Origin of the sequence: Nocardia sp. NPDC051990 (genome assembly GCF_040680755.1) — a bacterium.
GTDB lineage: Bacteria > Actinomycetota > Actinomycetes > Mycobacteriales > Mycobacteriaceae > Nocardia.
Window position 1 is genome coordinate 19,606 of sequence record NZ_JBFAXH010000032.1, and the last position, 24,447, is coordinate 44,052.

The window sequence follows — 24,447 nt, forward strand, 5'->3', positions numbered from 1 at the left end:
TTGACAACGGCTAGTCGGTCGATGACAGTTGTCCTTAGCTTGACGTCCATGTGGGGCGGGCCGCAGCGTAGGAAGTGGTGATGGGTATGCCGGAGGTGACAGACGTGCTGAGCACCGAGTCGGCACGAATGTTGAGTGAGTTCATGGCTCTCGACATGGCGGAGCAGGTTGCGGCATGGCGGTCACTGCTGCCGCCGCCCTTCGCCGAGTTGGATGGTGAGTACGAGGTCCAGCGTGGGTACATCGCCGACCCCGTGGCGCGCGCTTTCGCCGAGGAGCATCTGTTCAACGAGAACGGCCCGACCGGGTGCTGGCTCGGCAAGTGCTACCAACCGTTGGGGCAGGCGACCGGCGAGGGATACAACAAGTCCCGGATCGCTGACGGGCGCATCGTGCGCAGAGGCCGATTCGGTACCCATCTGGGCCGGTCGTTTGTCGACGGCCGACCATCGTTGATGATGACCTACTCCTCCTTCCGCACCGGTACCCAAGGTGCTACCGATCTGGTGGACGAGATGCGGAAGCTGACCGACGGGGTGTACGTGGGCATCGGCACGCAGCGAATCAGCCTGGTGCAGGCGCGGATGGTGCGAGAACAGGCCAGCACCCGGCCCGGCCCCCGCACGATCTTGGACGAGATGTGGGAGGACGGCCAGCTTCCCCAGGACCAACCGTGCTGCCAGAACGAGCGCACGGTCGCCACCGGTGTCTTCGTTCTTGCCGGCCCGGTCGAGAAGGCCGTCGGCCCGGACGACCCGGCGGCCGAGGCTTTCACCGCATGAAGGGGCCGCTGCCGACTCGGATCGAGGACCGGCTCGCTATCCAGGAACAGCTCTACCGGTACGCCTACGCATTCGATGACGGCGATATCGAGGGATTCCTGGACGTATTCACCCCTGACGCCGTCTGGGAGGCATATCTGATCGGCCGCGACGAGCCGCTCAGTCGCCTGCAGAGTCCCGACGAGTTCCGGGCATTCGTGAAGAAGCTGGGCGTGCCGATGGCCGGGACGGTCCTGCACCACACGTCCAGTCTTCTGTTCGTCGAGCTGGACGAGGACAGCGCGGTCACACGCTCGATGGTGGTCGCCAGCCATCAGAAGCCGAGCGGCCCGGTGATCGGCACGCACGGCACCTATTACGACCGCTGGCGAAAAACCCCCGACGGCTGGCGGATCGAACACCGCCGCTACACCGCGGCCGGATACGAGTCCGCGGACCGAGACTGAACGCTGGCGCCCGCGATGGTGTGTCGGGGCGCAGGTCGTCTGAACGGAAGGAAAGAAATGGGGAAAGTAGACGGCAAGGTGGCAGTGATCACCGGCGCCGGATCGGGGATCGGCGCGGCGACGGCAACGTTGCTGGCCGCCGAAGGGGCAGCGGTGTGCTGCGCCGACATCAACGAGGAGAACGCGGCACGGACCGCGGCAGCGATCAAGGCGTCGGGCGGCAGTGCGATCTCGATGCGTGTCGATATCGCCGATCCGGAAGCCAATACCCAGATGGCCGAGGCAGCGACCACTACCTTCGGGGCGCTCGATATCGCGCATCTGAATGCGGGAACGGGCAACGGTGCCAACATCCTCGAGATGACGGTCGAGGGTTGGGATCGCACGATGGCAGTGAATCTCCGGGGCACCATGCTCGGGATCCAGGCCTGTGCCCGCAAGATGCTCGAGTCCGGCGGATCCATCGTGCTCACATCGTCGACTGCCGGGCTGGTCGGCGTTCGTGACGTCAGTGACTACTCCACCTCCAAACACGGGGTCATCGGCCTCGGAAAGACAGCTGCGCTCGATCTGGCCTCGCATAACATCCGGGTCAATGTGGTCTGCCCAGGAATTACCGACACCCCGATCTTCGGCCCGATCCATCAGACCGAACAGCTACAGAAGCTCGGGCGGGCGACGGTGCCGCTGGGCCGACCCGGAACCGCGGAGGAGATCGCGCGCCTGGTGCTGTTCCTCGCCAGCGATGACTCCTCCTTCGCGACCGGCGCAGTGTTCACCGCCGACGGCGGCTCCACCGCGGGCGGTGCGGCTACCAGACTCTTCCGGGCCATGGACGAGTCGAGGTAATCATGCGCGATGAGCCGTCGGCCGAGGCCGGGGTGTTACACGGAACCTCGTTCGTGCCGGCGGCCGAACTCGAGCAGCGCGCCGCCCGCGCCGCCAGCGGTTTGGCGCAGGCCGGAATCGCTGCCGGCGAGACCATCGCAATCCTGATGCGAAATGATCAGCCATTCTTCGAAGCGAGTTTTGCCGCGGCGCAATTAGGCGCGGCTCCGGTACCTATCAACTGGCACGGGACCCAGAAGAGGTCGACTGCGTTCTCGCCAACTGCCGGGCGAAGGTGCTCGTGGCCTATGCCGACCTGATCGCACCACTGCGGCCAGTGCTCTCGAACAGGCTGCGAGTCTTCGGGGTCGAGACACCGACCGAAGTTGCGTCCGCATACAAAATCGATCAGGTTGCGTGCCGGGGGGACGAGTTGTTCGTCCCGGATCGAATTGGTCCGCGCGGCCGATCGAGGGCAACTCCTCTAGGCCCGACGCGACCCCGAATTCCGTTGAGACGACGCGGCCGAGGGTATTCCCGCGTTCGCCGAACAAACAGCTTTTTCTGGGCTCGTGATCGGATGGGCGGGTTCCTCAGTGAGCTGCTGCCGATCGCGAGCGCGTCGAACAGTGTGTGCCGGATACCGCGCGGGGTCGGGCGGGCCCGGAACTGCACCCGGCATACCGAGTCCGGTGCGAGTTGGCCGATCTGCGCCGCTGACATCGAAATGGGAATCAGCCACTGACATTCTGGTGGGACTCACAGCGGGCGAAGATCGATCGGCCGAGCCATCCAGCGTTCGGGTGAGCAGGCAGCCGCGGAGTCGGAACCGACGAGCACGGTTATATTGACGGGGTGGTGGGTGAACCTACAGAAGCCGTGACACGGGGACGTTCGCCCGATCGTGTCGATCAGATCGTCGCGGCTGCGCTCGGTCTGTTCAGCCAGCACGGCTACCACGCCGTCAGTATGAACGACATCGGTCGAGCTGTCGGGCTCGACCGATCATCGCTGTACTTCCACTTCCCCAGCAAAGATGCCGTCCTGGCCGAGGTAGGCCGCACACTGCTGAACTCCTACACCGAGCTGCTCGGCGACATCAAGTCCCGGCACAGCACCGGCGAGGCGCGCCTGGTCGCTTTTCTCGAAGAGTCTGTCCGGATGTGCATCCAACAGCGGCACTACCTCATCGCCACGCCAGCGGATCTCGTTCACTATCCACCCGAAGTGGCCCGCGAACTGCGGCACGAGTGGGACGCGACCGGCAAGCTCAACGTCGACGCCCTGATCGAAGCGAATCCGGCCTTGACCGCCGCCGAAGCGCACTTCATGGTCACCGCTGTCGGCGGTATCCCGACGAGCCTGGTGAACCATAGTCCCCGTATGGCGCGGCAACGCCTCATCGACCTCTTGGTAGGTATGAGCAAGGCTGCCCTGTTCCTCGAGCCGGCGCCGAGGAAGGGACAGGTATCGAATGTGCAGCTCGCGCACGCCGACCCGACACGAACACCCGAGTCGAGGAAGTTCTCCCGGTCGCTCTCGTCATCGAGAGAGCGCGTCCTGCGGGCAGCAGCCAGGCTGTTTCGGCGAAACGGATACGAAGGCGTTGGTGTGGAGGCCGTCGCCCAAGCGTGCGGGGTGACCGCCAACGCCCTCTACAGCCACTTCGAGAGCAAGGACGCGTTGCTCTCCGCCATACTGACCCGGGCCAGCGACCTGATCATGATCACGACCGAGAGAGCGTTCGCCGAGGCATCGGATGCCCACGATGCCCTCACCCGGCTCATCGACGGCTACCTGCAGCTGACCGTTCACGACAAAGACATACTCACGGTGTACTGGATGCAGGTCCGGGCCGTCTCGCGCGACAGCCAGCTGTTGATCATGCGCGAACGGCGCGCGTTTGTCCGGGACTGGGAATCGGTCATCTCCGATGTTCGGGGAATCGAGAGCCTGCCCGCCCGCACGATGGCATATGCGGTGCTGGGTTTGCTCAACGCCAACCACAGCTCACGCGAACTCTCTGCCGAGGATCGCAGCGCTATTTTGCGCAGCATGGCCCTCAATTCGATCTTGAACTCGCCGTCCGCCTAGATGCGGAACAACCGGCCGATGATTTCTTTCACAACCTCGGTCGTGCCACCGGAAATCGTGGTGACTCTTACGTCTTGATACAGCCGGGTGATCGGGTCTCGGTCATGTATCCATACCCGACGTGGAGCTGAAGGGACGCGCCCACGACACGACGGAGCAACTCGGTGGTCCACCACATCGCTTCGGCCACTGCCTCTGCGTTGAGTGTGCCCTTGTTGCGGACTTGCAGTTGGTGACCGACAAACGCCCGGGCGATGTCGATCGCGGTGCGCATCTCGACCAGCTCAAACCGATTGTGCTGGAACGATCCGATCGGCTGACCGAATGCCTGGCGTTCTCCGACGTGGTCGAGGCCGAGCTGGAACGCACGTTCAGCTACGGGGATCGCGCCCATCGCAATGGCCAGCCGCGCACGCGGAAGTTCTGTGACGAGCTGAGCGGGCCACTTCCCGCAGATGTCATTCTGGATAGCCATGCCCGCCGCGGTGAACAGTGTCCTTTAGACGATCCCATCTGCTGCCCAGCGTGTGGCGTGTGGAACGACCTCTCGTTCGAGGAACGCCGCGTAGCTGGCCCGGAACAGCCCATGAGGGTCGCCGAGGCCTGGGCGATCGGTAGTAACCGGAGGCGCCATGATCTCTCCCCTACGGATCTCGATTGATTACCAAAACCTGTATCAAATGTTTACAACCTGGGCTCGACCCAACGGTTGAACGCCTCCGATTGACCGAGGTCGTTTGGACTGAAATAGCTGATAACGTTGAAATATGGGCACCCGAAGCGGACCGCGGCCCGCCTGAAAGCGAATTGCCTAACCCAGAAGAAGATGTTGCATACTCCTGTGTATTAAGTTGACTACTGTCATGATCGGCGTCTAGCCTTATGACTCTGATCGGCGTGTCCAACGCCTTCTGAAGCTCCCGACCTCGCTCCACTCCCGTAGATACAGAGGCACTCATGGATCTCGAATCGATTCCGCCCGAGCTGTTGAACGCAGAGCCGTTGCCGATAGTGGCGACCATTCGGCGGCTGGCCGAAAGCGCTCCCGACCACCCCGCGCTGACCTGCGCGGGGCGCACCATGAGCCGCGCGGAGTTGGAGCATCGAGCCAATCGTCTCGCCCGCGCATATCAGGACCGGGGAGTGTCAGAGGGCGACGTGGTGACGATTGCCCTGCCCAACGGAATCGAGCACTTCGCGGCTACTTTGGCGGCCTGGAAGCTCGGTGCGGTTCCCAACCCGATTTCGCCTCGCCTTCCGTTGGCCGAGCGCGCCGCCATCGTGGAACTGGCCGATCCCGAGCTCGTCATCGGGGTGGACGAATCCGACCATCCGGCTCGTCAGTGTCTTCCGGTAGGTTACGAGCCCAGCGTCGAGACCGACTCGTCCGCGCTACCCTCCGAACCGGTCTCGAAATCGATGGCGGCGATGACCTCGGGCGGCAGTACCGGCCGGCCGAAGCTCATCGTCAACGCCTCACCGGCATCCGTTCATCCACTTCTGCCGCGCACCATGGGAATGCAGGAAGCCGGCGTCGTTCTGGCGCCGAGTCCGCACTATCACACGGCGGGATTCCAGTTCCCGTGGTGGGCGCTGCTGCTCGGATCTCATGTCATCGTGCTGCCCGCGTTCGATGCGGTCGAGGTGTTGGAATCCATCCCGAGATATCAGGTGGACTGGGTCAACCTGGTCCCGACGATGATGGCGCGCATGCTGCGGGCGATCGAGGCATCGCCCGGCCGGTTCGACTTATCGTCGCTCTCCATGGTCGTGCACGGTGCCGCCCCGTGTCCCCCGCAGCTGAAGGAACGGTGGATCGAACTTGTCGGCCCGGATCATCTCACCGAGGTATACGCGGCCACCGAAGGCTGGTTCGGAACGATGATCACCGGCGGTGAGTGGCTGGAGCATCGTGGATCGGTCGGCAAACCGATGAATGACATCAAGATCCTGGGGCCGGACGGCACGGAATTGGCGAACGGCGAGGTCGGCGAGATCTGTGCGGCTTTGCCACCAGGCATGGTGACCTCCAGGTACGTCGGAGCCGAAGCGCGCACGTTCGGTGATCGGCTATCGGTGGGCGATCTCGGCTGGCTCGACGACGACAACTACCTCTACATCAGCGACCGCCGAGTCGACATGATCATCTCTGGGGGCGCGAACGTCTTCCCTGCGGAGGTCGAGGCTGCCATCCTCGAACACCCGCAGGTACTGAGCGCAATCGTGGTCGGCCTGCCGGATGAGGACCTGGGCCAGCAGGTGCACGCCGTCGTGGAGGCGGAAGGGGACTTGCAGGGCGAGGAGTTGCTGGACTTCCTGTCGAGTCGGCTGGTGCGCTATAAGGTTCCCCGGTCGGTGCGTTTCGTGGACGGACCGCTGCGTGACGATGCCGGCAAGGCTCGGCGCTCGGCAATCCGCGATCGGGAGATCGAGTTGCTAATGCCCAGCAGTCGCGCGGACGACTGAGCTCAGGGACACCGCGCCGTGCGTGGGATCGTGTCTTGCTCGGCCTGTCTGCCACATGCGCGGAACGATCTCATACCGCAAACACAGCATCAGCGCTTATCTCGGCCGCATCTACACCACAACGAATTGTTCCTCTCGACCGGAACCGGTTCGTGCGGCCGCTCGGGGACAGCTCTCCTATAAGCCCTGACGACCTCGAATTCCGTCAAGACGTAGTCAACAACGCCGCACACCGTGCGGAATACCTTCCCAGAGGGAGCCGAAGTGAATGCCCAAGACGTGACCACGGCGCGGATATCGCCGGCGGCCCAGCGAAATCCGAAGCGCTGGCTGATCCTCGTCGTACTCTGCCTGGCCACGCTCGTGCTCGTGATCGACAATATGGTCCTGACCGTCGCGCTGCCGCAGATTGCCATCGACCTCGACGCCGGGCCGCAGGCGCTGCAGTGGGTGATCGACTGCTACATCCTGGTTTTCGCGGGCCTGCTGCTCACCACCGGCAGCCTCTCCGACCGCTTCGGCCGCCGGCTGGTAATGGTACTCGGGCTGGCGCTCTTCGGCGCGGCCTCACTGATCGCCGCCTACGCCACCAGCACGGGCATGCTGATCTCCGGCCGCGTGATCATGGGCATCGGCGGCGCGCTCGTCATGCCCAGCACGCTGTCCATCCTGATCACGGTGTTCGACGAGGCCGAACGGCCCAAGGCGATCGGCGCGTGGACCGGTGTGTCCGTGCTCGGCATGGTCGGCGGACCGGTGCTGGGCGGCGTGCTGCTCGACCACTTCTGGTGGGGCTCGGTGTTCCTGGTGAACGTGCCGATCGCGGCGTTGGCCATCGTGGCGGCATTCGCCTTGATGCCGGAATCCAAGGGCCCGGCCCGGCCGGCCGATCTGCCGGGTATGGCATTGTCCATCGTGGGCACGGTCGCACTGGTGTGGACCATTATCGAATTCCCGATCAAGGGCATTGCGGGCACCTGGGTTTCGATCGTCATCGCCGTCGCATTTTTGCTGGCTTTCGTGATTCGTGAGCTGAAGGCCGAGTATCCGATGGTTCCACTGGAACTGTTCCGTAACCGCGTCTTCACCGGATCCAGCTTCTCGCTGGTATTGGTCACCTTCGCCAATGCGGGTCTGAACCTACTGCTCACCCAGTACCTGCAGTTCGTCCTCGGATATTCGCCGATCAAGACTGCGCTGGCCTTCACCCCGCTGGCCGTGGCGGGCCTGCTGTTCAACGGTCTGGGCGCCTGGCTGGTACCGAAGCTGGGGGTACGTCCTCTGACACTGATCGGCATGGTGATACTGGCCGCAGGTTCCGCCTCGCTGGCGGCACTGACCGCCGACTCCGGCTTCTGGGCCGCGGCCCTGGCCATGGCACTGCTCGGTTCGGGTGCAGGTCTGGCGATGCCCGCCACAATCGGCGCTCTCATGGGTGCCATCCCGCCGGAACAGGCCGGTGTCGGCTCCGCGCTGAACGACACCATTCAGCAGACCGGCGGTGCACTGGGTGTAGCGGTTCTGGGCGCAGTCCTGGCCGGAACCTACACCGAGACAATGCCTTCCGATGCACCCGCGGCGGCTCGCGACAGCATCGCCAGCGCTATCGCCACCGGCGACGGCGCCCTGGTGGCAGTAGCCCGCGAGGCCTTCTCGCACGCCATGTCGACTACGTTCATCGCGAGTGGGGTGGCCGTCCTGGTCGCTACGGTGATGGCCTTCTTCCTCATGAAGGGCGCGAAGACGGCCGCGCCGGAAGGCGTTTCGGAATCGGCCGCCGACCGCGGGCTGGTCGACACCCGGTAACCGACGACAGATACGAATCCGCCCCGGCATCACTGTCGGAGCGGATTTCTTTCCCGTCACACCCCCCAAGGGCGGGAGTCCTTTTCGATCGCCGACGCAAGCCCTTCCGAATCGCTGACGCCGGCGTGATCCACACCGAAGACAGTGCGACGAGTGAGCTCTGCGCGGGTGTCGCAGGTTCGAATCCTGCCGAGGGCACCAACCTTTGACTGCATTTACGCAGTTCAGGGTGGTTTTTGGCGTCGCAGGTTCGATTCCTCAGGGGCACCATCCACCGTTCGTCAGCGATTTCGCCCACCGAAACGCGCAGGTCAAACGACCGTCCCTGGTACGACCTCTTGAAACACAAGACCCGGGAAACCGGGTCGGCAGTGCGCTGGATTCAGCACCGGTCGATGTCGATATCGCGGCTGTACCTTTGCCATCTCAATAGTGCGGCAAGAGCCGTCGCCTGCGTGGCAGCGATGCGCTCTCCTTCCGCACCATCGATGTAACGAACCTCGAAAGACGCCGTCAGCCCGTCACACACCACGTCTATGCCACGTCGGACAGGTGTGCCGACCTGACCACAGTCCTATCCGCATGTTGCTGGTCCCCACCTCTGCCTCGGTCGCCCATCGAGCCCCAGCCACCGGCACGTCCGACTCGAGCACCACCCAGCCGACAGGATCGACATCGCGGCTCGCAGCCACTCGAGAGATTCTCGATTGAGAGGGCGCGCCCACAATCGACTGGCCACCCCCACGCAACGCCCCGTGCTGGTGCGGCTCAGGTCGGAAATATAAGAAGTGCTGCGGGACAGCACGTTAGACCACGCCGCCCAGCCGAACGAACGAAGCGCGGTCGAGACCTGCCCGCCGGGTATCGAGATCGGCGGTCTCCAGCGATCGGCGGCCTGGCCTGCCGCCTCCTGACCGGCGCCGAACTGCAGCTGTTCGGCGGTCTGATACACCGCGACGAGGCAGGCGCCGGACACCATCGAGGTAGATGCCTGGATGGTGTCCGGCCGCGACCTCGTCGTCGGCGGCCAGATCACCGTCCAGTTCGACAGCGACGTCGGCAACCGATCGGTCGTCCAAAGGAGCCAACAGCATCTCGACCTCCGAGCAAAACCGTTGCAGCGACAGGTGATCGGGCACCGTGCCACGCTACCGAGCCGACATGGATAGAGTGACTTCTCGCATCACCTATCGCACATCCGCACGGCATCCCGACGCGCTCAGGGCGCGGCATTCGAGCAGCACAGCCGCCCTGGCTTGTCGGCGCGAATCGCCACCGCCGCAGGCAGGCATCGCACCTCGATACGCTGACGGAATGAACGATGACAACCTGCACAGGGGACAGCAGTATCTGCGCTCGGTACCGCCGTCGCGGCGGCACCGGCGTGACGCTGCTGTCACCTACCGGGTTCACATCGACCTCGCCGACACGCGACCGCCACTGTGGCGCCGGTTGGACCTGTCCTCGGATCTGTTTCTCGACGAGTTGCACGAGGTAATCCAGACCGCGTTCGGCTGGACGGATAGTCATCTGCATCAATTCGGTAGCGGACCGAGTTATTACGACCCATGCACCGAGTACTTCCTGTGCCCGTACATGGCCGAAGACGGTGAACAGCCCGGCGTGCCCGAGGAGCAGGTCCGGCTCGACGAGGTGCTCCAAGAGCCGGACGACGTTCTGTTCTACTGTTACGACTTCGGCGACGACTGGCAACACACGCTCACCCTTGAAGCAGTACTGCCGCGTCCACCGAAGGCACCCTTGGCGATCTGTCTCGACGGGCAGCGCCCTGGACCGCCGGAGGACTGCGGCGGCATCGAAGGCTACGAATTATTCGTCGCCGCCACTGATCCCAGCGATCCGCGGCATGCCACCGCCCTTGCCGAATTCCACGACATTTTCGGCGACGAGTCCGCCCTATCGACGCACCCGCCGATCCCGTTCGACATCGACCGGATCAACCGCCCACTCGCCGGCTTCGTGCGCCGCACCACCACCGACGAAATCGCCGCAACCCTGCCTCCCACGCTGGCGATGCTGGCGGATGCCGCGCACGGGATGCTGCGCCGCGAGTTGCTGATCCTGATCTACCGTGCCCGTCTGGACACGCCCGTGCCGGTGGACGCCTCCGTCGCGGAACGCGCCCTACGCCGCTACCGGCATCTGCTCGACCATGTCGGCGACGGTGTCACACTCACCGCCGCAGGGTACCTTCCACCCAAGATGGTCCAGGTGCTGTACAACGAGCTGAACATGCACAGCGAATGGATCGGCAAGGGCAACCGCGAGGACCAAACCTATCCCGTCCTGTCGCTGCGAGAATCCGCCCAGGCGCTCGGCCTGCTGCGCAAGCACCGTGGCCAACTGCTTCCCACCACCAAAGCCCGTGCGCTGCACAACGATCCGGTCGACCTCTGGCACTATCTCGCCAGCCGCGCCCCCAGCGTGTCCAAGGCGCTCTACCAGCAACACGGCATCCTGCTGTACCTGCTCGCACTCACCGGCGACATCGACGACCCGCAGCACTTCGTCCGACGCTCGCTGCCCGCGCTCGGCTGGATGATCGATGAACGCCACTTCGACGCCGCCGTATACGACGCGACCCGGCCGGTCCGTGACCTCCTCGAACACCTGAGCCTGCTGACCTGGCAACGCGGTGTTTATCCGAGCGAGCAGATCCCCAGCAAGGACGCTACAAGCTTCGCGCGCACCGTACTCAGCGGATTATCGAAACAGTCAGCTATAGATCGTCGGGTAACAGGCGGAACGCGGCATGACCAGTGAGCGGGGTAACTGCGCGGAAATCACGTCGGTCGAGTGTCAACACCTCCACAGTTTCGTATCGCTCGGCTAATGAAACATTGGTGGCGTCGGTGAGATCCAGGCGCATGGCCATGTATCTGTTCTGCACCTTGCGCGCGACCCGCAACAGGTCCGCCGAGATCGTGGGCACTTCGATGCGTCCGGTGTGCTCTTGTGCCAACAACCAATCATTAACCGCATAAGCGGCTTGACGATTGAGATTTCGGGTGGTGATGTGTTCGACTTCGAGCAAGACGAGTGGAGAAACGATGGTAAGCGCCGCCTGCTGGAGCGCTGCGCGCGCGTCGACGTGCTCGGGATCTGCGGAGTTGAAAGCGGCGACCAGACCTGAGGTGTCGCCGATCACGATCATCCAGCATCGGCCTCGGTGTTGGTGATCGCTTCTCGCACAGCGCTATCGATCTCATCCGCCGTCACCGCATGCCCGTAGTCGAGAACGGGGATATCCCATGCCTCATCCCATCGGCGAGTGCGTATCGCGGCCAGATGAAAAGCTTCACGAAAATACTCGGACTCCGGCCGCCCTTCGCGCGCCGCGGCCATCTTCACCAACTCGAGGTCGGCCTCGTCGACCATGACCGTCGTCTTCTTCAAGCCCATAGGGTTATGGTACCCGCACCATAACAATCTGGCCGCCCCACGGTTCCTGCTGTTCGGGGGCTACGCCATGATTCACACGTTCCAGCTGTATGTACTGCAGGACTACATCGGGCTCAGCCGTGACCAGGCCACGAATCTCATCCCCATGATCGCGCTGGTGTGTGCGCCCGGATTCGTGCTGGCCGTCGCGCTCTCGGGAATGGTCTCCGACCGCATCGGCCGCCGAAAGCCCATCGTGCTCGCCGGCGGCCTGGTGGTCGCCGCGGCGGCGCTGATACCCGCCCTCACCGCCACGGTCCCGGGCATCGTGGTCTCGTTCGCCGTACTGTCCATCGGCTTCGGCATCTTCATCTCGGTGGACCAGGCGCTGGCCACGCAGGTCCTACCCGATCAGCGCTCCGGTGCGGCCAAGGATCTGGGCATCCTCAACATCGCTGCCGCTCTGCCCAATGCGATCACCCCCGCGCTCGCTGCAGCCGTCGTGAGCTGCTTCGGCGGCTACGCCGCGCTGTATGTCACCGTCGCGGCGATCGGCGTGCTGAGAGCGTCCTGTTATGCCGGTCAAAGTGCGCTGATGCCCCGGGTGGATCGGTAGCTCCCAGTGGAGACCATGACACAAGTGGAATACCGTCTGATCTCGCTGGTTCACCGCGGAGATAATCTCATTCAGAGTCCGCCCACCCCCTTGGCGAGGGCGAGGGCACCCATCACTGTGAACACCCCGGCGACCACCGTGCGGTTGTTCGCCTGCAGCCAGTTCTTCAGGCGGGCCAGCGGGCCTCCCAGTTGATTCGCCGCGACGGCGTAGCCGCCGACCGGGAGGACTACCGATGCCGCGCTCAGTAGGACGAATGCGATGATTGTCGCCGTATTGCCGCCGGCGGTCAGCCCTGCGGTGCCGATTGCCACTCCCGCTGTGATGAACAGCAGCAGGTTTTTCGGATTCAGCACGGACAGCAGCAGGCCGAGGCCCACTGCCCTGGAGGTTCCGAGTTCATCGATCGCTTTCATCCACCCCGGTACCGAATCGTCGGTGCGGCTGCGCCACTGACGGAAGGCTATGAAGAGCAGCAGCGCGCCCATCACGATCTTGATCCAGGAGACCGCGGCGGAGGGATGGCCCGCCGAGTTCACCAGACCCGATGCGGCCGCGACCGTCACGAGGCCTGTGGCCGTCAGGATCCCCACCACCCATCCGAGCGCGAATCCGGAACTCGCCCGGCCCGCATTGGCGGACAGCAGCATCAGGATTACCGCAACCACCGGAATTGGCGACAGGGCGATGCCGATGGCCGACGGCAGCAGATCTCCGATCACCGGCCGCTCCTTCGCGGCGTCGTGCCGCCGGATACAGCCCCGGTCATTTCATCGCCGCGAGGTTGCGCCAGAAGTTGGCGAGGCTCTTGGTGCCGCCGAACAGGGTGGTGAAGTTGGTGGAGTCGGCCATGACGATATCGCCGGCGCGTTCGTCGTTGGGGGGCAGCCAGAGCAGGGTGTTGAATTCGGTATTGCCCGCTTCGATGAAGGGGTGGGGCCGCGACAGCTCGATGGGCTGGCGGGCGAGCAGGCGCACCGAATCGCCCTCCGGCTCGGTGAGTTCGTAGTGCGGTAGATGGGGGTGGAAATTGAATGTGGTGACGTCGTCGAGCAGGTGCGGGGTGTCGAGATCGCGGAAGGTGGTGAGGGGCGCGATCGCACGGGTCCCGTCGACGACGGCCGGACGCAACCCGTAGATGTTGTGCACCGGCACATTCAAAGCGGTCATCAGCGAGCGGGTGTAGGCGCCGAAACGCTGCTGGCGCGGCACCAGCGGATCGCCGTGGTGCTCGAATTCCATCTGGCGCTGCTTCAGGTCGTCGGTGAAGCCGACATCGTGGTGCGGGGCCAGCAGCAGGCAGGTGCCCTCCCGCTGGAGCCACTGCTGGATGGCGGCGATCTCCTCCGACGCCGCTTCCTCTTGTGCGAGAAGGTGATCGAGACCGAAGACCATGAGGGTGTCGGTGTCGGCCAGGATGCGTTCGTCGATGGGCTGTTTGAAGCCGGCCTGGTCGATGCGCTGGAAGACTGCCACCGGATGCCCGGTCACCTCACCGGCCACACGCTGGAAGTCGAGAGTGGAGCGGTGGAACAGCTCGAGGGTGCCCGCGATGCCCTGCAGGAAGTGCGCGGCGTCGTATTCGGGCTTCTCATAGGCGGGCCAGGTGGCCTGGCGCACCTCGGTCATGGTGGAGAAGCGGTTGTCCAGTTCGGCCGTATCACGCTGGGCCTCCCAGGGATAGCTCCACGACCAGTAGATGCTGATGCGGCGCTTGCCCGGGGTGTAGGGGCGGGCCAGGTGGGCCTGGTTGTAGGTACGTGCCGGGGTGAACGAGCTCATGCTGCTGCATCGCTTTCGGTGAGAGTGGTCAGATAACGCAGGGCGCGCAGCCCTGGCAGGAAGAAGTACGCGCCACCGGTGACGGTGGTGAAGGCCGGAATTCCCTTGATGGTCTGGCGAATCGGGTGCTTCGGAATCTTGTATTCCAACGTGCCGTCCTGATTGCCGATGATCGGATCCCGCTCGTTGCCGAGTTCGTGGAACGACTTGTCGTTGACCCAGACGTTCTGGGCGAACTCGAATTGGCGCACCAGGCTCGCGCAGAGCACGAAAGCCGCGAGGCCACGGTCGGTGCCGTCGTCGGGCGTTCCCTCCGGCAGGTGCGGGCCGTAGGTCGCACCGCGGCGAATCATGCGGTGGCGCTGCATGTTCACACCGGTATCGCGAGGATTCATGCGGCGGATGTGCGCCCCGAGCGGTACCGCGTAGCCGTGCGGATCCATTTGTTTGTAGTTGAAGTCGTTGTTGCGCGACATATCCGCACCCAGTTCCGGATCGTCGGCGTCCGGGGCGAGGACCAGCGGTGCGCCACTGCGCCATCGGCCCATCAGTTTCGCCGCCACCAACTCCTGTTCATCGGCGGTGTCGCCATGCTCGGCCAGGAAGTCACGGAACAGTCCCACGTGTTCACGCAGCCGGCGGTAGGCCATGAACGTGCCGTTGCGGGAAAGCACCTCGGGCTGAGGCAATTCCGTCGGCGGCCCGCTCTCGTCGGCATAGCCCAGGATGAACTCCCCGGCCTTCAGCGGTGCGCCACTGCCAGGCGTGGGCTCCTCCCCCGTGCCCTCGATCACCGGCTGCGACAAGCGATCCCGGTAGCCGAAGTGGTCGTGCGCGTAACCGAACGGCGGTTCGGCCGCCAGGTCCAGCGACGACAGCACCGTGACACCCGGGCAGGTGGCGAGCAGTGCGTTGTGTTCGGCCACCCGGCGGTCGCGTTCGGCGGCGTCACGGGCGAAGAGGATGACGATCGCGTGCAGATCGTCGCCGGCCGTGCCGTCGATCCAACGGTCGGGATGATTGGCGCCGGTATCCCCGAGGACTTCGGCCCGGGCGGCCATGCCCTGGCGGAATTCCTCCGGAAAACTCGCCAGCGCTTGCGCCGGGACGCCCAGGGCGCGCAGCCCGGTCCAGGTGAAGGCCAGTGACACCCACGGCGTTTCGGTGTCCACCGAGTCCCGCAAATCCTCGACCGAGGGCACGCGGTCGGTCATGGCGGTGAGCCAGGCCTGGGCCCCGGCGGCGTCGGCGAAGGACAGGAATTCGTAGCGCCCGGTCAGCGCGGGCACCCGGGTCAGCAGAATGTGCTGGATATCGTCGAATTCGAGCATCTGCACCACCTCTACTGCATTTCGTCGAGCATGTCGGAGAACGCCGCTTTGAGCCGCAGGGCCTTCTTGACCTCGCCGGAGGTCACATACGGGTACTCGCCGTATTCGAGGAAGCTCGGGAACTGGTGCGTGCGAAAGAATTCGACAGCCGCGGCCCGATTGGTGCGCCAATCCTCGGGAAAGCCTTCGAGATTCACGAAGGCGGTGGTGATGCCTGTGGACAGGAACAGATCGAGGGCGTCCTCGAGATATTTGTCGAAGTCGGTGTCGAAGATGCCCTGATACATGAAGGTCGGGCCGTCGCCGACATCGAACACCACCCACCGCAGGTAGTGCAGCCGCAGTGGCGCGAGCACATACGGGTCCTGCTCTACCGCGGCCTGAATGACCTTGCCGTGCTCCCGAATCGCCGCCTCACAGCCGGGTTTGACCTTGGCGACGATAGAAAACCCATAGTTAGCTGGGGTGCGGGGGTAGACCGGCCCGTACCGCCCCTGTTCGTACTCGAAATATCCCTTCTCGGGGATGGCCATCGCTGCTGGCTTGGACCAATCCTCGTTGCTCGTTGCCACGCTGTCGTCCCTTCCTTCGGTCTGGCATCGGTAACTGGAACGAAGCCCACTGTAGGCAGAGCAGGGGCCGATTGCTTATCATTACGGGAAGATAAGTTGTTCATTTCGGGAGATCGGGACGATATTGAAGCCGCTGGCCCGCTATGGTGCTCTGCACGACTATGTGGAACTGTGCCGATCGCTGGGCATCGACCCGGTCGGGCTGCTGCGCGCGTCGGGCCTGGACCCGGCCGGTCTGAGCCTGCAGGACCGCTGGGCGCCCGCCGCCGCGATCTCCGAACTGCTCGAGCGTTCGGCCACCGCGGCCGGCCGCGCCGATTTCGGGCTGCGCCTGGCCGAGCACCGCCGCTTCGCCAACCTGGGTCCGCTGAGCCTGGTGATCCGCGAGGAACCCGACGTACGCAGCGCACTGACCGTGATGTCGCGGCACGAGGACATGTACAACGAGGCGCTGCATACCCGTCTCATAGAGCAGCACGGCCTCGCTATCATCCGGCTGACCCTCGATATCGGACAGCCCGGCGATACCCGCCAATCCGTCGAACTATCGGTCGGCGTGCTGCACGGCCTGCTCGCCGGTTTCCTCGGGAGCGCGTGGCGGCCGGTGGAAGTCCGCTTCACCCATCCCGCCCCGCCCGACCTGCGCGCCCATCACCGGGTCTTCGGACCGCGAGTGAGCTTCGAGCAGGACTTCAATGGAATACTCACCTACACAAGCGATCTCGACGCGCCCAATGCGATGGCCGACCCGCAGCTACGGGCTTACACCCAGCGGCTGCTGGACCCCGTCCACCCGGTCCGTCCCGCAACCATCACCGACCGGGTCCGCGAGCTCATCGAACTGCTCCTGCCCACCGGCCGCTGTTCGGTGGAGCAGGTGGCCCGCAGCCTGGGCGTCGACCGCCGCACCGTTCACGCCCGCCTCGCCGCCGAAGGCGAGACTTTCAGCTCGCTACTGGATGCGACCCGCGCCGAACTGGCGCGCCACATGGTCGCCAATCCGCGCCGCTCCCTCACCGAGACCGCCCAACTCCTCGGCTTCTCCGCCCAAGGCAACTTCTCCCGGTGGTTCCGCAAACACCACGGCTGCAGCCCCACCCAGTGGCGGCGCACCAGGGCATCGGCCGAGGCACCCGACAACCTGCAGTAGTCACGAACGTCACCTGTTCGCGGCGTAGCCGGCTGGGATTGCCCAAGACTGACGTAGTCGTCGAGTGCCGCATATCGGACCACACAACATCCCGAGTCCCGATATGTTCGGTTGACGGCTACTACACCGAATACCGGGTGTGCGCACGCGCCCGGACGGCGCGGCGGATGCGAGCATTGACTGCCGGGGGCTGAAACGTGCAGGAAACTCAGCGACGGTGCGGGCAGGCCCGAGGGGATGGTCCCGATCCGTGTGAGGTCCAGGTCGAACACGGCGGTGACGATCGTGGCGATGGCGACCGCGACCAGCGCGAACGGCAGTTTCGGCAAGAAGCGTCCACCGACGAGGATGACGACAGCGACGATCAGCGCGGTCACCGGTGTCGCGATAGTCGGTTTGTCGACAAACCGGCGCACGGCATCGGCCGCGGACTGCCACACCTTGTCGCCTTCGGCGTGCGCGATGCTGAGGGCGGCCGGAAACTGTTGCAGCACAGCAACGCGCCGCAGCCGAGCGGCAAGCCTATGAACGCCGCCATGGTCGCGCCTGAACCCAACTGACACCCACCACTTGATACTTGCTAATGTTCGCAAGTCATCAGGGAGGTGAACGGGATGCGGGTGACACCGATCAGCCGACTACGTGGTCGGATCCTGCGCTGCGCGGACTGCGGCCTATTGTGTCGAACCTCCGCGGTCACGACGGCGGATTCCGCGTGCCCGCGCTGCCATGCGCACGCGCTGACCTTCCTCAACACCGGCGAGCCGGTCGGCGCCCACAGTCACTGCTGAACCCACAGCATTGTTCGTCACTCGACGCGCAAGAGACGGAAGAAGGATCATGCCCATCGCCACCCTCAACGGGATCCGGCTCAACTATGACGTCACCGGCACAGGTCCGCTGGTCCTGCTGATCATGGGGACCGGGAGTCCGGGTCGGATCTGGCACACCTATCAGGTACCCGCGCTGGTCAAGGCCGGATTCCGGGTCGCGACCGTGGACAACCGCGGGATCGCGCCCTCGGACGAATGCGCCAGCGGCTTCGGTATCGACGATCTCGTCGCCGACACCGCCGCGCTGATCGAGCACCTTGGCGGCGGCCGGGCCCACGTGGTCGGCCACTCGATGGGCGCACGCGTCGTGCAGGAATTGGCGCTGGCGCGACCCGACCTGGTCGCCAAGGCCGTCATGCTCGGCGCCGCCGGACGACCGCATCCGCTCCCGCGCACCCTCAACCTCGGCGAACAAGCCTTGTACGACAACGACATTCAGGTGCCCGCACCGTACGCTGCTGCCATCAAGGCAATGTTGAATCTGTCGCCGCACACCCTCGAGGATGAAGCCAAGGCCCAGGAATGGCTCGACATCTTCGAATTCACCACGGGCAAAACGCCACCCGGAGTCCGGGCGCAGATCGGTATGGACCGCTCCCGCGACCGCCTGCCCGACTACGCGCGCATCACCGCCCCCAGCTTGGTCGTCGGATTCGCCGACGACCAGATGACGCCCGCCCTCTTCGGCCGGGAGGTGGCCGCCGCCATCCCCGGTGCGTGTTACGTCGAGATCGAGCGCTGCGGACACTTCGGCTACCTGGAACGGCCCGAGGCAGTCAACCGCGTGATCATCGAATTCCTCACCACCGCATAGCAACTCCCGAAAGGACGACTCGGTGACCGAGACCCTACCGCCCTGTCCCGCCTGCTCGAGTCAGTACACCTACGAAATGGGTGCACTGCTGGTCTGCCCCGAATGCGCCCACGAATGGGAAGCCGCAGCCGATAGCGCGGACACTGTCATCACCGACGCCGTCGGCAATGTGCTCGCCGACGGCGACACCGTGACCGTGATCAAGACGCTCAAGGTCAAGGGCAGCCCGACCGGTATCAAGGCGGGCACGAAGGTCCGAAACATCCGCCTCGTCAACGGCGTCGGCGACCACGACATCGACTGCAAAGTCGACGGCATCGGCGCTATGCAACTCAAATCCAGCGTGGTCAAGAAGAGCTGACCGACGACCTCGCGGCAGGACGCGGAGCAATATCACCGACCAGGGCAGACGCCACCAAGGGATCGCGCAGCTCGACCTGGACTTGGGCTCACACGGCGGGGTCGGGGAGGTCACCGAGACGGTCGATGACACGCTCACGCAACAGCAGATACTCATCCCACCGCCGCGGCAGCCGACCCCGCGGACGTTCGACAACCCGGCCACCGGTAACGACCTGCCCCAGACGGAACTGATCACGAGTCAGCTGCGGGCGGCCGAACGGGTTGTTTGCTGGCCGTAAGGGTTTTCTAGTCCCGTGACCGTCGGGGGTTAGCGGCCGTACTGCAGGTAGTGCCGGCCAACCTCGGTGATTTCGGCCCGCCAGATCCCCTTCTTCTTCGACACCACGACCAAGCCACGCCATTCGAGCGCATTCGCCGTCAACTTGTAAGCGCTGCCTGTCATTACGCCATCCGGACACCCAGTGTCCACCCACCGAAGAACTTCCAGTTGATTGCGATTGATCGGATCGGTACGGGTCGCCATGGAGTTACAACCTTCCATGGAGTCAGCCATAAACGGACCGTTTTGACATGGCCTGACGGGACGAGGGATTGCCTCGGTCGACACCCACCTAGCCGGGCGCTCGCACCGGTCGGATCAAACTGATCGGGACTGCCCCCGGTTCGGTTGACTCCTGACCTGTGAGGATCTGATTCTCACGGTGGAAGGATCACCATCATGCCCAAGCCTTATCCCGAGGAGTTCCGCCGCGACGTGGTCGCGGTCGCCCGCAAGGGCGAGATCCCATTGACCCAGATCGCGAAAGACTTCGGGATCTCGCAGAGCTGTGTGAAGAACTGGGTGAAACAAGCCGATATCGAAGACGGACACCGGCCAGGAACCAGCCGCGACGAGTCGGGCGAGTTGCGGGAAGCGCGCAAGCGGATCCGGCAGTTGGAGCAGGAAGCCGAAGTCATGCGCCGCGCGGTCGCCTACTTTTCCCGCGACGTCAACCCAAAATGACCTACCCGCTGGTCCTCGACCTGGCCGCCGACAAGATCCCTGTCGCGGTGACCTGCCGGGTACTCGGTTTCACCACCCAAGCGTTCTACAAGTGGAAGAAAAACCCAGTCTCGCAACGTGATTGGGACGACGCGCATCTGATCAACGCCGCGCTCGACATCCATGCCGAGGACCCCGCGTTCGGGTACCGGTTCATCGCTGACGAACTACCCGCCCGCGGCATCACCGCCGGGGAGAACCGCGTGGCTCGGTTGTGCTCACAGCAGCGGATCTGGAGCGTGTTCGCCAAGAAACGCGGGTTGAACCGCACGCCCGGCCCACCGGTCCACGACGACCTCGCCAAAACCTGATACAGGCGCTGGACTTCGGCTTCGGTGTAGAGTCGGTGACCGGTATTGGTGCGCCCGGCAGGGCGCACCAACCCGATGCGGTCGTAATGATGCAACGTCCGAACCGTCAATCCGGCCTCGGTCGCGAGCTCACCGACCTTCCACACCTGCTCGATTCCCGTCTCGTCCATCCGCTTCCATCTCACTTCCACCGACGCACCTTGCGCTGGTACCGCCGACGTTAGGACCTGACGTTACGTCAGAAGCAAGCCGAAACGTCCTGCTGAATCTCGCGACAACAACGCTGCGAAAACATGCTGCGTTGCCGCATATCGCGCTGTTCGGACCTGGGCTGGCCGAATAGCGTGTGTCGGTGTGCCTGCGCTCAGGCTGCTGCCAGCAACGAGAGGATGCAGACGGGTGCTTGGGAGCATGGGCCCGTTCGACAACGATTGTGCCGCCGATACCCCGGCCTGTGGCGCTGCCGTCGGCTAGTCGTCGGGGGAGGCGCGGCGGTTGCGTTTGGTGACGCCGCGTCGCTTCTTCGCGGAGATGCGACGTTCCTTTGCTCCGCGCGAGGGCTTGGTGGCGCGGCGAACGGGTGGCGGGGCGGCAGCGGCGTCACGCAGTAACGAGGCCAGGCGTTCGCGGGCGGCCGCGCGGTTCTGCAGCTGTGCGCGTTGCTCCGATGCGGCGATCGTGAGAACCCCGTTGACCAGGCGGGTGGCCAGGCGGTCGAGCATCCGGGTGCGCAGCCAATCCGGCACCGAGGGCGAGTTGGCGAGGTCGAACGACAGCTCTACCCGGCTGTCGGTGGTGTTGACGTGCTGCCCTCCCGGACCGGACGACCGTGAGAACCGCTCGCGCAACTCGGACACGGGTATCACCAGCACCCGAGTCACGGTCAGGTCCGCTGCCATGATCCGACGCCGCTCTTCCGATCCGCAAGTTGACTTGGCCACGTCGGCCTAGTTGCGACTGAACGGTGACCTTGTCGTTCACGATAGCGATGACCTTATCGACGTGTAACAAGCAGGCCGTCCGCACATAGCCGATTACCGACTGTTCGGTCCTCGCCGATTCCTGCTGGATACGCTCTCTGCTGTGAGCTGGAATATCGCTGATCGAGTACTTGTTTCGTGGCTCGGCACGCCTGAAACCGATCTCGGGTGGAAGGTGACTGGCCCGACCGAGTTAATCGATCAGCTCCTGGCGGAGCCGGATCTCGAAGCAGTGCGCCTGCCTTGGTGCTGAAACCAGGAGTTACCGGGCGGTGACCTGCTCACTATGACGTACTAGATGATGATTGTGAGCTGTGAAGGGGTTAGAGGTTCTCACCGCTGCGAAGGTTGCCGGTGCGGGCAAGCGCGGTGCGAACCAGGTCGGCTTGATCGCGGTGGGCGACACCGATGGCGATATCGCTGGCCCGCAGAACGCGGCCGTCGCGATGGCGCTCGCAGGTGGCCACCGCGCCGCGGTCGAGTAGGCGGCTGGCCAGGTGGGCGGCGGTCTGGATGGTTTCAGCGTCGGTGCGCGGGACATGGCGACGGGGTAGTTCGTGCAGCGCCCATCCGGTGGTGAAGGCCATCGCCAGGGTCTCGTCCAGATCGGTGTTGCCGAGCCCGGCGGTCTGGAACTCCAGAGAACGGGTGCCCTCCTCGGTGCCGGCGGCGAATTCGGTGAACGGGTAGAACGCCTCAGAGATGATGGGAGCAGCGGTCGTTGGCAGCCGCCACGACACGGGCAGCTGACGGACGGGAACGGTTGGGTTGTGCTCCAGCATCACCGTGACGCCGTTCTGGGTCGGGTCGTGTGACAGCCCGATCCAGCGTTCGGTTCCCACAATGGTGAACGGATCCAATTGGCCTGGATCCCCAACGAACAGGCCACGGTCGAACCGTTCCACGATCTGCAGCAGCATGTCCGATCGCATCTGGTAGGACTCGTCCAGGATGGCCCAGCCGAATTTACAGTCCTGGACGGTTGCCCACTTGGCTGAGGTGCCGACGATGATCTTGCACTCGACGAGATGTCCGGCCGCGCTGACCACGAGGGTGCTCTTGCCTGCCCCAGGTGGGGAATCGACCACGACTGCTTTGTGGTCGGGCTCGGCGAGGTCGGACAAAATCATTGCCGTGGCTGCTGTGGCTGACTCGGTCGCGCTGTTGGCGTCAGTTGTCATCGCCCCACTCCTCTGCGGCAGCGTCATCCGGATACTTGGAGATCGGCGACCGGCGCTTCGGCAGCGGTATGGGTCCACAGAGTCCGGCTGGAGTCCGGGAACACCGGTACGGGTCGCCAGCCGGAGTCGGGCAGGTAGGCAACGATCTGTTCGAGCGTGGGGACGGTTCCCGGCTTGGGGACGAGCGCCTTCCCCATTCCCGCGATGATCTCGATGGTGACCAGACTCGCTTCGCCGTCCAACTCGGTGGAGAGGATTTTTGCTTTATGACCGGAAGGCATCGATGGACTGATCAGTTTGGCGCCTTCGGCCAGCCGGGTTGGGTCCAGGGTGCGGATGGTGACCGTTGGCCGTGACACCCGCCGATTCTTCTCGGACAGGTTCAACGAACTGTTCCGCTGCCATGCTCCGGCGGTGTTCCGGTTGGTGTACAGCGCGTTGAACGGTGACGTCGAGCGCGCCAATGACATCGTGCAGGAAGTGTTCCTGGCCGTATAGGAGCAGTACGAGCGCGACTTCGCCGGCAAACCATCGAGAACGGGCGCAACCGATTACGCCTCAGGTGACCGAGTGGACTCGCCGTCTACCTCGATGGCCGTGTATGCGAGTGTGGTGCCGTCAGCCGCAAGCCTCGTGGATCGACTGCCGACCCCGGATGAGTACATTCGGCTTCGTGCGGCGGTCAGCTGGGTATGTCCGCCGGTAAACAGGTGCGTGCTTGCCCTATCGGCCTCGTTGTTCGGTGTCGTTGCCATCGATCAGGACGGCGCTGCGGTAGGCATGGCCGGGCAATAGGCGATGGCGCACTCTACGGATTGATCGTCGACGTCGTCGTCATGCCGACACACCAGGGCCTCGGGCTCGGGACTCGCATCGTGGATCGGATCATCGATTGGTCTGCACGCCAACAAATCCCTCACGTGGCACTCGCAGCCGATATCGGCGTTGCGAAGTTCTATCAGGACAGGTGGAGCTTCGAGGAGTCGGGGCACTATCTCCGCCTACGGTGATTATCGGTCGATCCCTGCGGATAACGTTGTCCCACTACCGGTTTGCCTATCGAGTCACGGCCGCTGGTTGTTCAGGTTGCGCAGGCGGATTCGGGTCTGTTCCCACGTCACCGCAACCCGCGCCAACCAGGCTCGCCGGATCGGGTTCTCGGCAAGTATTCGGCGCTCGCAGATGCGAATGCGAAATGCCCTGTGGCTCATTCTTATCCGTGTCGTCGACTCTTTGGGCATGCTGAGTGTTGGGGGCGCGTGGAGGAGGCGGGGCACGATGCGGGTCAAGGTTCTGTCGGATCACGGAGGTGAGCAGCTTCACCTGTCCGAGCAGCGGTTACAGGGTGCCGCAGCGGATCATGAGGCGTGGCAAGGCTATTACGCTCAGGCGTACGGCGAGTTGGAGACTACTCGTCGGACGAAGCCGCTGTGGAAGCGTTTGCTGTCTGTGCCTACCGCCGACGAACATGCTGCGCAAGCACGGGTTGGTGACGCTTCTCGACAGGTGGAATCGGCCGAGTACGAGGTGCATCGGGCATATCACCGGGTCCAGCAGCAAGGCGCCGGGGTATACGGCGAGGATTTGCTCACCTGGAGCCTTGCTGGCCTGCTACCGGACGAGTGGGTCATGCTCCGCGGCTACCGCA

General features: G+C 64.2%; 26 protein-coding genes and 4 pseudogenes. 17 read left to right on the forward strand and 13 right to left on the reverse strand.

The window, feature by feature from the left end; all coding sequences use genetic code 11:
* Positions 1-80 precede the first annotated feature (80 nt).
* The 5 genes from AB0L63_RS32115 to AB0L63_RS32135 all read left to right on the forward strand — a co-directional run bounded on the left by AB0L63_RS32115 (position 81) and on the right by AB0L63_RS32135 (position 4,150).
* Positions 81-782, forward strand: coding sequence for a hypothetical protein (locus tag AB0L63_RS32115; protein ID WP_364508732.1), 702 nt, complete (start codon positions 81-83; stop codon positions 780-782).
* A complete protein-coding gene (locus AB0L63_RS32120; RefSeq protein ID WP_364508735.1) occupies positions 779-1,228 on the forward strand; it encodes a nuclear transport factor 2 family protein in 450 nt (149 codons plus the stop codon). The genes AB0L63_RS32115 and AB0L63_RS32120 overlap by 4 nt, the downstream gene beginning before the upstream one ends.
* Positions 1,229-1,285: 57 nt before the next feature.
* On the forward strand, positions 1,286-2,077 hold the full coding sequence (locus AB0L63_RS32125) for an SDR family oxidoreductase (protein WP_364508738.1): 792 nt from the start codon (positions 1,286-1,288) through the stop codon (positions 2,075-2,077).
* Between the two features lie 2 nt (positions 2,078-2,079).
* Positions 2,080-2,376 (forward strand): AMP-binding protein, encoded by a 297-nt coding sequence (locus AB0L63_RS32130; protein WP_364508742.1) that lies wholly within the window; start codon positions 2,080-2,082, stop codon positions 2,374-2,376.
* 559 nt (positions 2,377-2,935) lie between these two features.
* Positions 2,936-4,150 (forward strand): TetR/AcrR family transcriptional regulator, encoded by a 1,215-nt coding sequence (locus AB0L63_RS32135; RefSeq protein WP_364508745.1) that lies wholly within the window; start codon positions 2,936-2,938, stop codon positions 4,148-4,150.
* On the opposite strand, the pseudogene AB0L63_RS32140 reads toward AB0L63_RS32135, so the two are convergent.
* A pseudogene (locus tag AB0L63_RS32140) lies at positions 4,147-4,625 on the reverse strand (acyl-CoA dehydrogenase family protein). The gene AB0L63_RS32135 and the pseudogene AB0L63_RS32140 overlap by 4 nt on opposite strands.
* Before the next feature lie 482 nt (positions 4,626-5,107).
* Here AB0L63_RS32140 and AB0L63_RS32145 point away from each other — a divergent pair.
* From AB0L63_RS32145 to AB0L63_RS32160, 4 genes are all read left to right on the forward strand, one after another.
* Positions 5,108-6,616 carry an AMP-binding protein gene (locus AB0L63_RS32145; protein WP_364508748.1) on the forward strand — a complete coding sequence of 503 codons (1,509 nt, stop codon included), beginning with the start codon at positions 5,108-5,110 and terminating at the stop codon, positions 6,614-6,616.
* Between the two features lie 264 nt (positions 6,617-6,880).
* A complete protein-coding gene (locus tag AB0L63_RS32150; protein ID WP_364508751.1) occupies positions 6,881-8,422 on the forward strand; it encodes an MFS transporter in 1,542 nt (513 codons plus the stop codon).
* A 726-nt stretch (positions 8,423-9,148) separates the two neighbouring features.
* Positions 9,149-9,232, forward strand: a complete 84-nt coding sequence (locus AB0L63_RS32155; RefSeq protein WP_364508803.1) for an SEC-C metal-binding domain-containing protein — start codon at positions 9,149-9,151, stop codon at positions 9,230-9,232.
* Positions 9,233-9,736: 504 nt separating this feature from the next.
* Positions 9,737-11,206: a plasmid pRiA4b ORF-3 family protein gene (locus AB0L63_RS32160; protein ID WP_364508754.1), complete on the forward strand. Its 1,470-nt coding sequence runs from the start codon at positions 9,737-9,739 to the stop codon at positions 11,204-11,206.
* On the opposite strand, the gene AB0L63_RS32165 is transcribed toward AB0L63_RS32160, so the two are convergent.
* Positions 11,163-11,597 carry a PIN domain-containing protein gene (locus AB0L63_RS32165; RefSeq protein ID WP_062993892.1) on the reverse strand — a complete coding sequence of 145 codons (435 nt, stop codon included), beginning with the start codon at positions 11,595-11,597 and terminating at the stop codon, positions 11,163-11,165. The two genes, AB0L63_RS32160 and AB0L63_RS32165, sit on opposite strands and share 44 nt — an antisense overlap.
* Positions 11,594-11,845, reverse strand: a complete 252-nt coding sequence (locus AB0L63_RS32170; protein WP_327110119.1) for a CopG family transcriptional regulator — start codon at positions 11,843-11,845, stop codon at positions 11,594-11,596. The genes AB0L63_RS32165 and AB0L63_RS32170 overlap by 4 nt, the downstream gene beginning before the upstream one ends.
* Between AB0L63_RS32170 and AB0L63_RS32175 the strand changes: the two genes are divergently transcribed.
* Entirely contained in the window at positions 11,820-12,440 is a 621-nt protein-coding gene (locus AB0L63_RS32175) for an MFS transporter (RefSeq protein WP_364508758.1), read from the forward strand. The two genes, AB0L63_RS32170 and AB0L63_RS32175, sit on opposite strands and share 26 nt — an antisense overlap.
* A 71-nt stretch (positions 12,441-12,511) precedes the next feature.
* Here the strand turns inward: AB0L63_RS32175 and AB0L63_RS32180 are convergent, their stop codons facing one another.
* The 4 genes from AB0L63_RS32180 to AB0L63_RS32195 are packed head-to-tail and all read right to left on the reverse strand — an operon-like array spanning position 12,512 to position 16,086.
* A complete protein-coding gene (locus tag AB0L63_RS32180) occupies positions 12,512-13,162 on the reverse strand; it encodes a GAP family protein (protein WP_364508761.1) in 651 nt (216 codons plus the stop codon).
* A gap of 43 nt (positions 13,163-13,205) precedes the next feature.
* The gene (locus AB0L63_RS32185) at positions 13,206-14,222 is read right to left on the reverse strand and encodes a hypothetical protein (protein ID WP_364508764.1); all 1,017 of its coding nucleotides are present in this window, start codon (positions 14,220-14,222) and stop codon (positions 13,206-13,208) included.
* The gene (locus AB0L63_RS32190) at positions 14,219-15,553 is read right to left on the reverse strand and encodes a peroxidase (protein ID WP_364508767.1); all 1,335 of its coding nucleotides are present in this window, start codon (positions 15,551-15,553) and stop codon (positions 14,219-14,221) included. The genes AB0L63_RS32185 and AB0L63_RS32190 overlap by 4 nt, the downstream gene beginning before the upstream one ends.
* A gap of 11 nt (positions 15,554-15,564) precedes the next feature.
* Positions 15,565-16,086: a hypothetical protein gene (locus tag AB0L63_RS32195; RefSeq protein WP_364508806.1), complete on the reverse strand. Its 522-nt coding sequence runs from the start codon at positions 16,084-16,086 to the stop codon at positions 15,565-15,567.
* Positions 16,087-16,249: 163 nt separating this feature from the next.
* On the opposite strand from AB0L63_RS32195, the gene AB0L63_RS32200 reads away from it, so the two are divergent.
* Positions 16,250-17,275, forward strand: a complete 1,026-nt coding sequence (locus AB0L63_RS32200; protein ID WP_364508770.1) for an AraC family transcriptional regulator — start codon at positions 16,250-16,252, stop codon at positions 17,273-17,275.
* Positions 17,276-17,469: 194 nt separating this feature from the next.
* Here the strand turns inward: AB0L63_RS32200 and AB0L63_RS32205 are convergent.
* A pseudogene (locus AB0L63_RS32205) lies at positions 17,470-17,766 on the reverse strand (SulP family inorganic anion transporter); the annotation flags it as partial.
* A 349-nt stretch (positions 17,767-18,115) separates the two neighbouring features.
* Here AB0L63_RS32205 and AB0L63_RS32210 point away from each other — a divergent pair.
* Positions 18,116-18,922 (forward strand): alpha/beta hydrolase, encoded by an 807-nt coding sequence (locus tag AB0L63_RS32210; RefSeq protein ID WP_364508773.1) that lies wholly within the window; start codon positions 18,116-18,118, stop codon positions 18,920-18,922.
* Between the two features lie 22 nt (positions 18,923-18,944).
* On the forward strand, positions 18,945-19,283 hold the full coding sequence (locus tag AB0L63_RS32215) for a zinc ribbon domain-containing protein YjdM (protein ID WP_364508776.1): 339 nt from the start codon (positions 18,945-18,947) through the stop codon (positions 19,281-19,283).
* Positions 19,284-19,592: 309 nt separating this feature from the next.
* On the opposite strand, the gene AB0L63_RS32220 is transcribed toward AB0L63_RS32215, so the two are convergent.
* Positions 19,593-19,727 carry a hypothetical protein gene (locus AB0L63_RS32220; RefSeq protein ID WP_364508780.1) on the reverse strand — a complete coding sequence of 45 codons (135 nt, stop codon included), beginning with the start codon at positions 19,725-19,727 and terminating at the stop codon, positions 19,593-19,595.
* Positions 19,728-20,003: 276 nt separating this feature from the next.
* On the opposite strand from AB0L63_RS32220, the pseudogene AB0L63_RS32225 reads away from it, so the two are divergent.
* A pseudogene (locus AB0L63_RS32225) lies at positions 20,004-20,626 on the forward strand (IS3 family transposase); the annotation flags it as partial.
* On the opposite strand, the pseudogene AB0L63_RS32230 reads toward AB0L63_RS32225, so the two are convergent.
* The 4 genes and pseudogenes from AB0L63_RS32230 to AB0L63_RS32245 all read right to left on the reverse strand — a co-directional run.
* Positions 20,626-20,808: pseudogene (locus tag AB0L63_RS32230) on the reverse strand (MerR family DNA-binding transcriptional regulator); the annotation flags it as partial. The pseudogenes AB0L63_RS32225 and AB0L63_RS32230 sit on opposite strands and share 1 nt — an antisense overlap.
* Before the next feature lie 300 nt (positions 20,809-21,108).
* Positions 21,109-21,579 carry an alternative ribosome rescue aminoacyl-tRNA hydrolase ArfB gene (arfB, locus tag AB0L63_RS32235; protein ID WP_364508783.1) on the reverse strand — a complete coding sequence of 157 codons (471 nt, stop codon included), beginning with the start codon at positions 21,577-21,579 and terminating at the stop codon, positions 21,109-21,111.
* Between the two features lie 362 nt (positions 21,580-21,941).
* Positions 21,942-22,799 (reverse strand): hypothetical protein, encoded by an 858-nt coding sequence (locus tag AB0L63_RS32240; RefSeq protein WP_364508786.1) that lies wholly within the window; start codon positions 22,797-22,799, stop codon positions 21,942-21,944.
* Positions 22,800-22,822: 23 nt separating this feature from the next.
* Positions 22,823-23,158: a hypothetical protein gene (locus tag AB0L63_RS32245; protein WP_364508789.1), complete on the reverse strand. Its 336-nt coding sequence runs from the start codon at positions 23,156-23,158 to the stop codon at positions 22,823-22,825.
* Here AB0L63_RS32245 and AB0L63_RS32250 point away from each other — a divergent pair.
* The 3 genes from AB0L63_RS32250 to AB0L63_RS32260 all read left to right on the forward strand — a co-directional run.
* Positions 23,139-23,297: a hypothetical protein gene (locus AB0L63_RS32250; RefSeq protein ID WP_364508791.1), complete on the forward strand. Its 159-nt coding sequence runs from the start codon at positions 23,139-23,141 to the stop codon at positions 23,295-23,297. The genes AB0L63_RS32245 and AB0L63_RS32250 overlap by 20 nt on opposite strands.
* A 194-nt stretch (positions 23,298-23,491) precedes the next feature.
* On the forward strand, positions 23,492-23,809 hold the full coding sequence (locus AB0L63_RS32255) for a GNAT family N-acetyltransferase (protein ID WP_364508794.1): 318 nt from the start codon (positions 23,492-23,494) through the stop codon (positions 23,807-23,809).
* A gap of 268 nt (positions 23,810-24,077) precedes the next feature.
* Positions 24,078-24,447 (forward strand): hypothetical protein (locus tag AB0L63_RS32260; protein WP_364508797.1); only part of this gene is annotated, 370 nt, incomplete at its 3' end.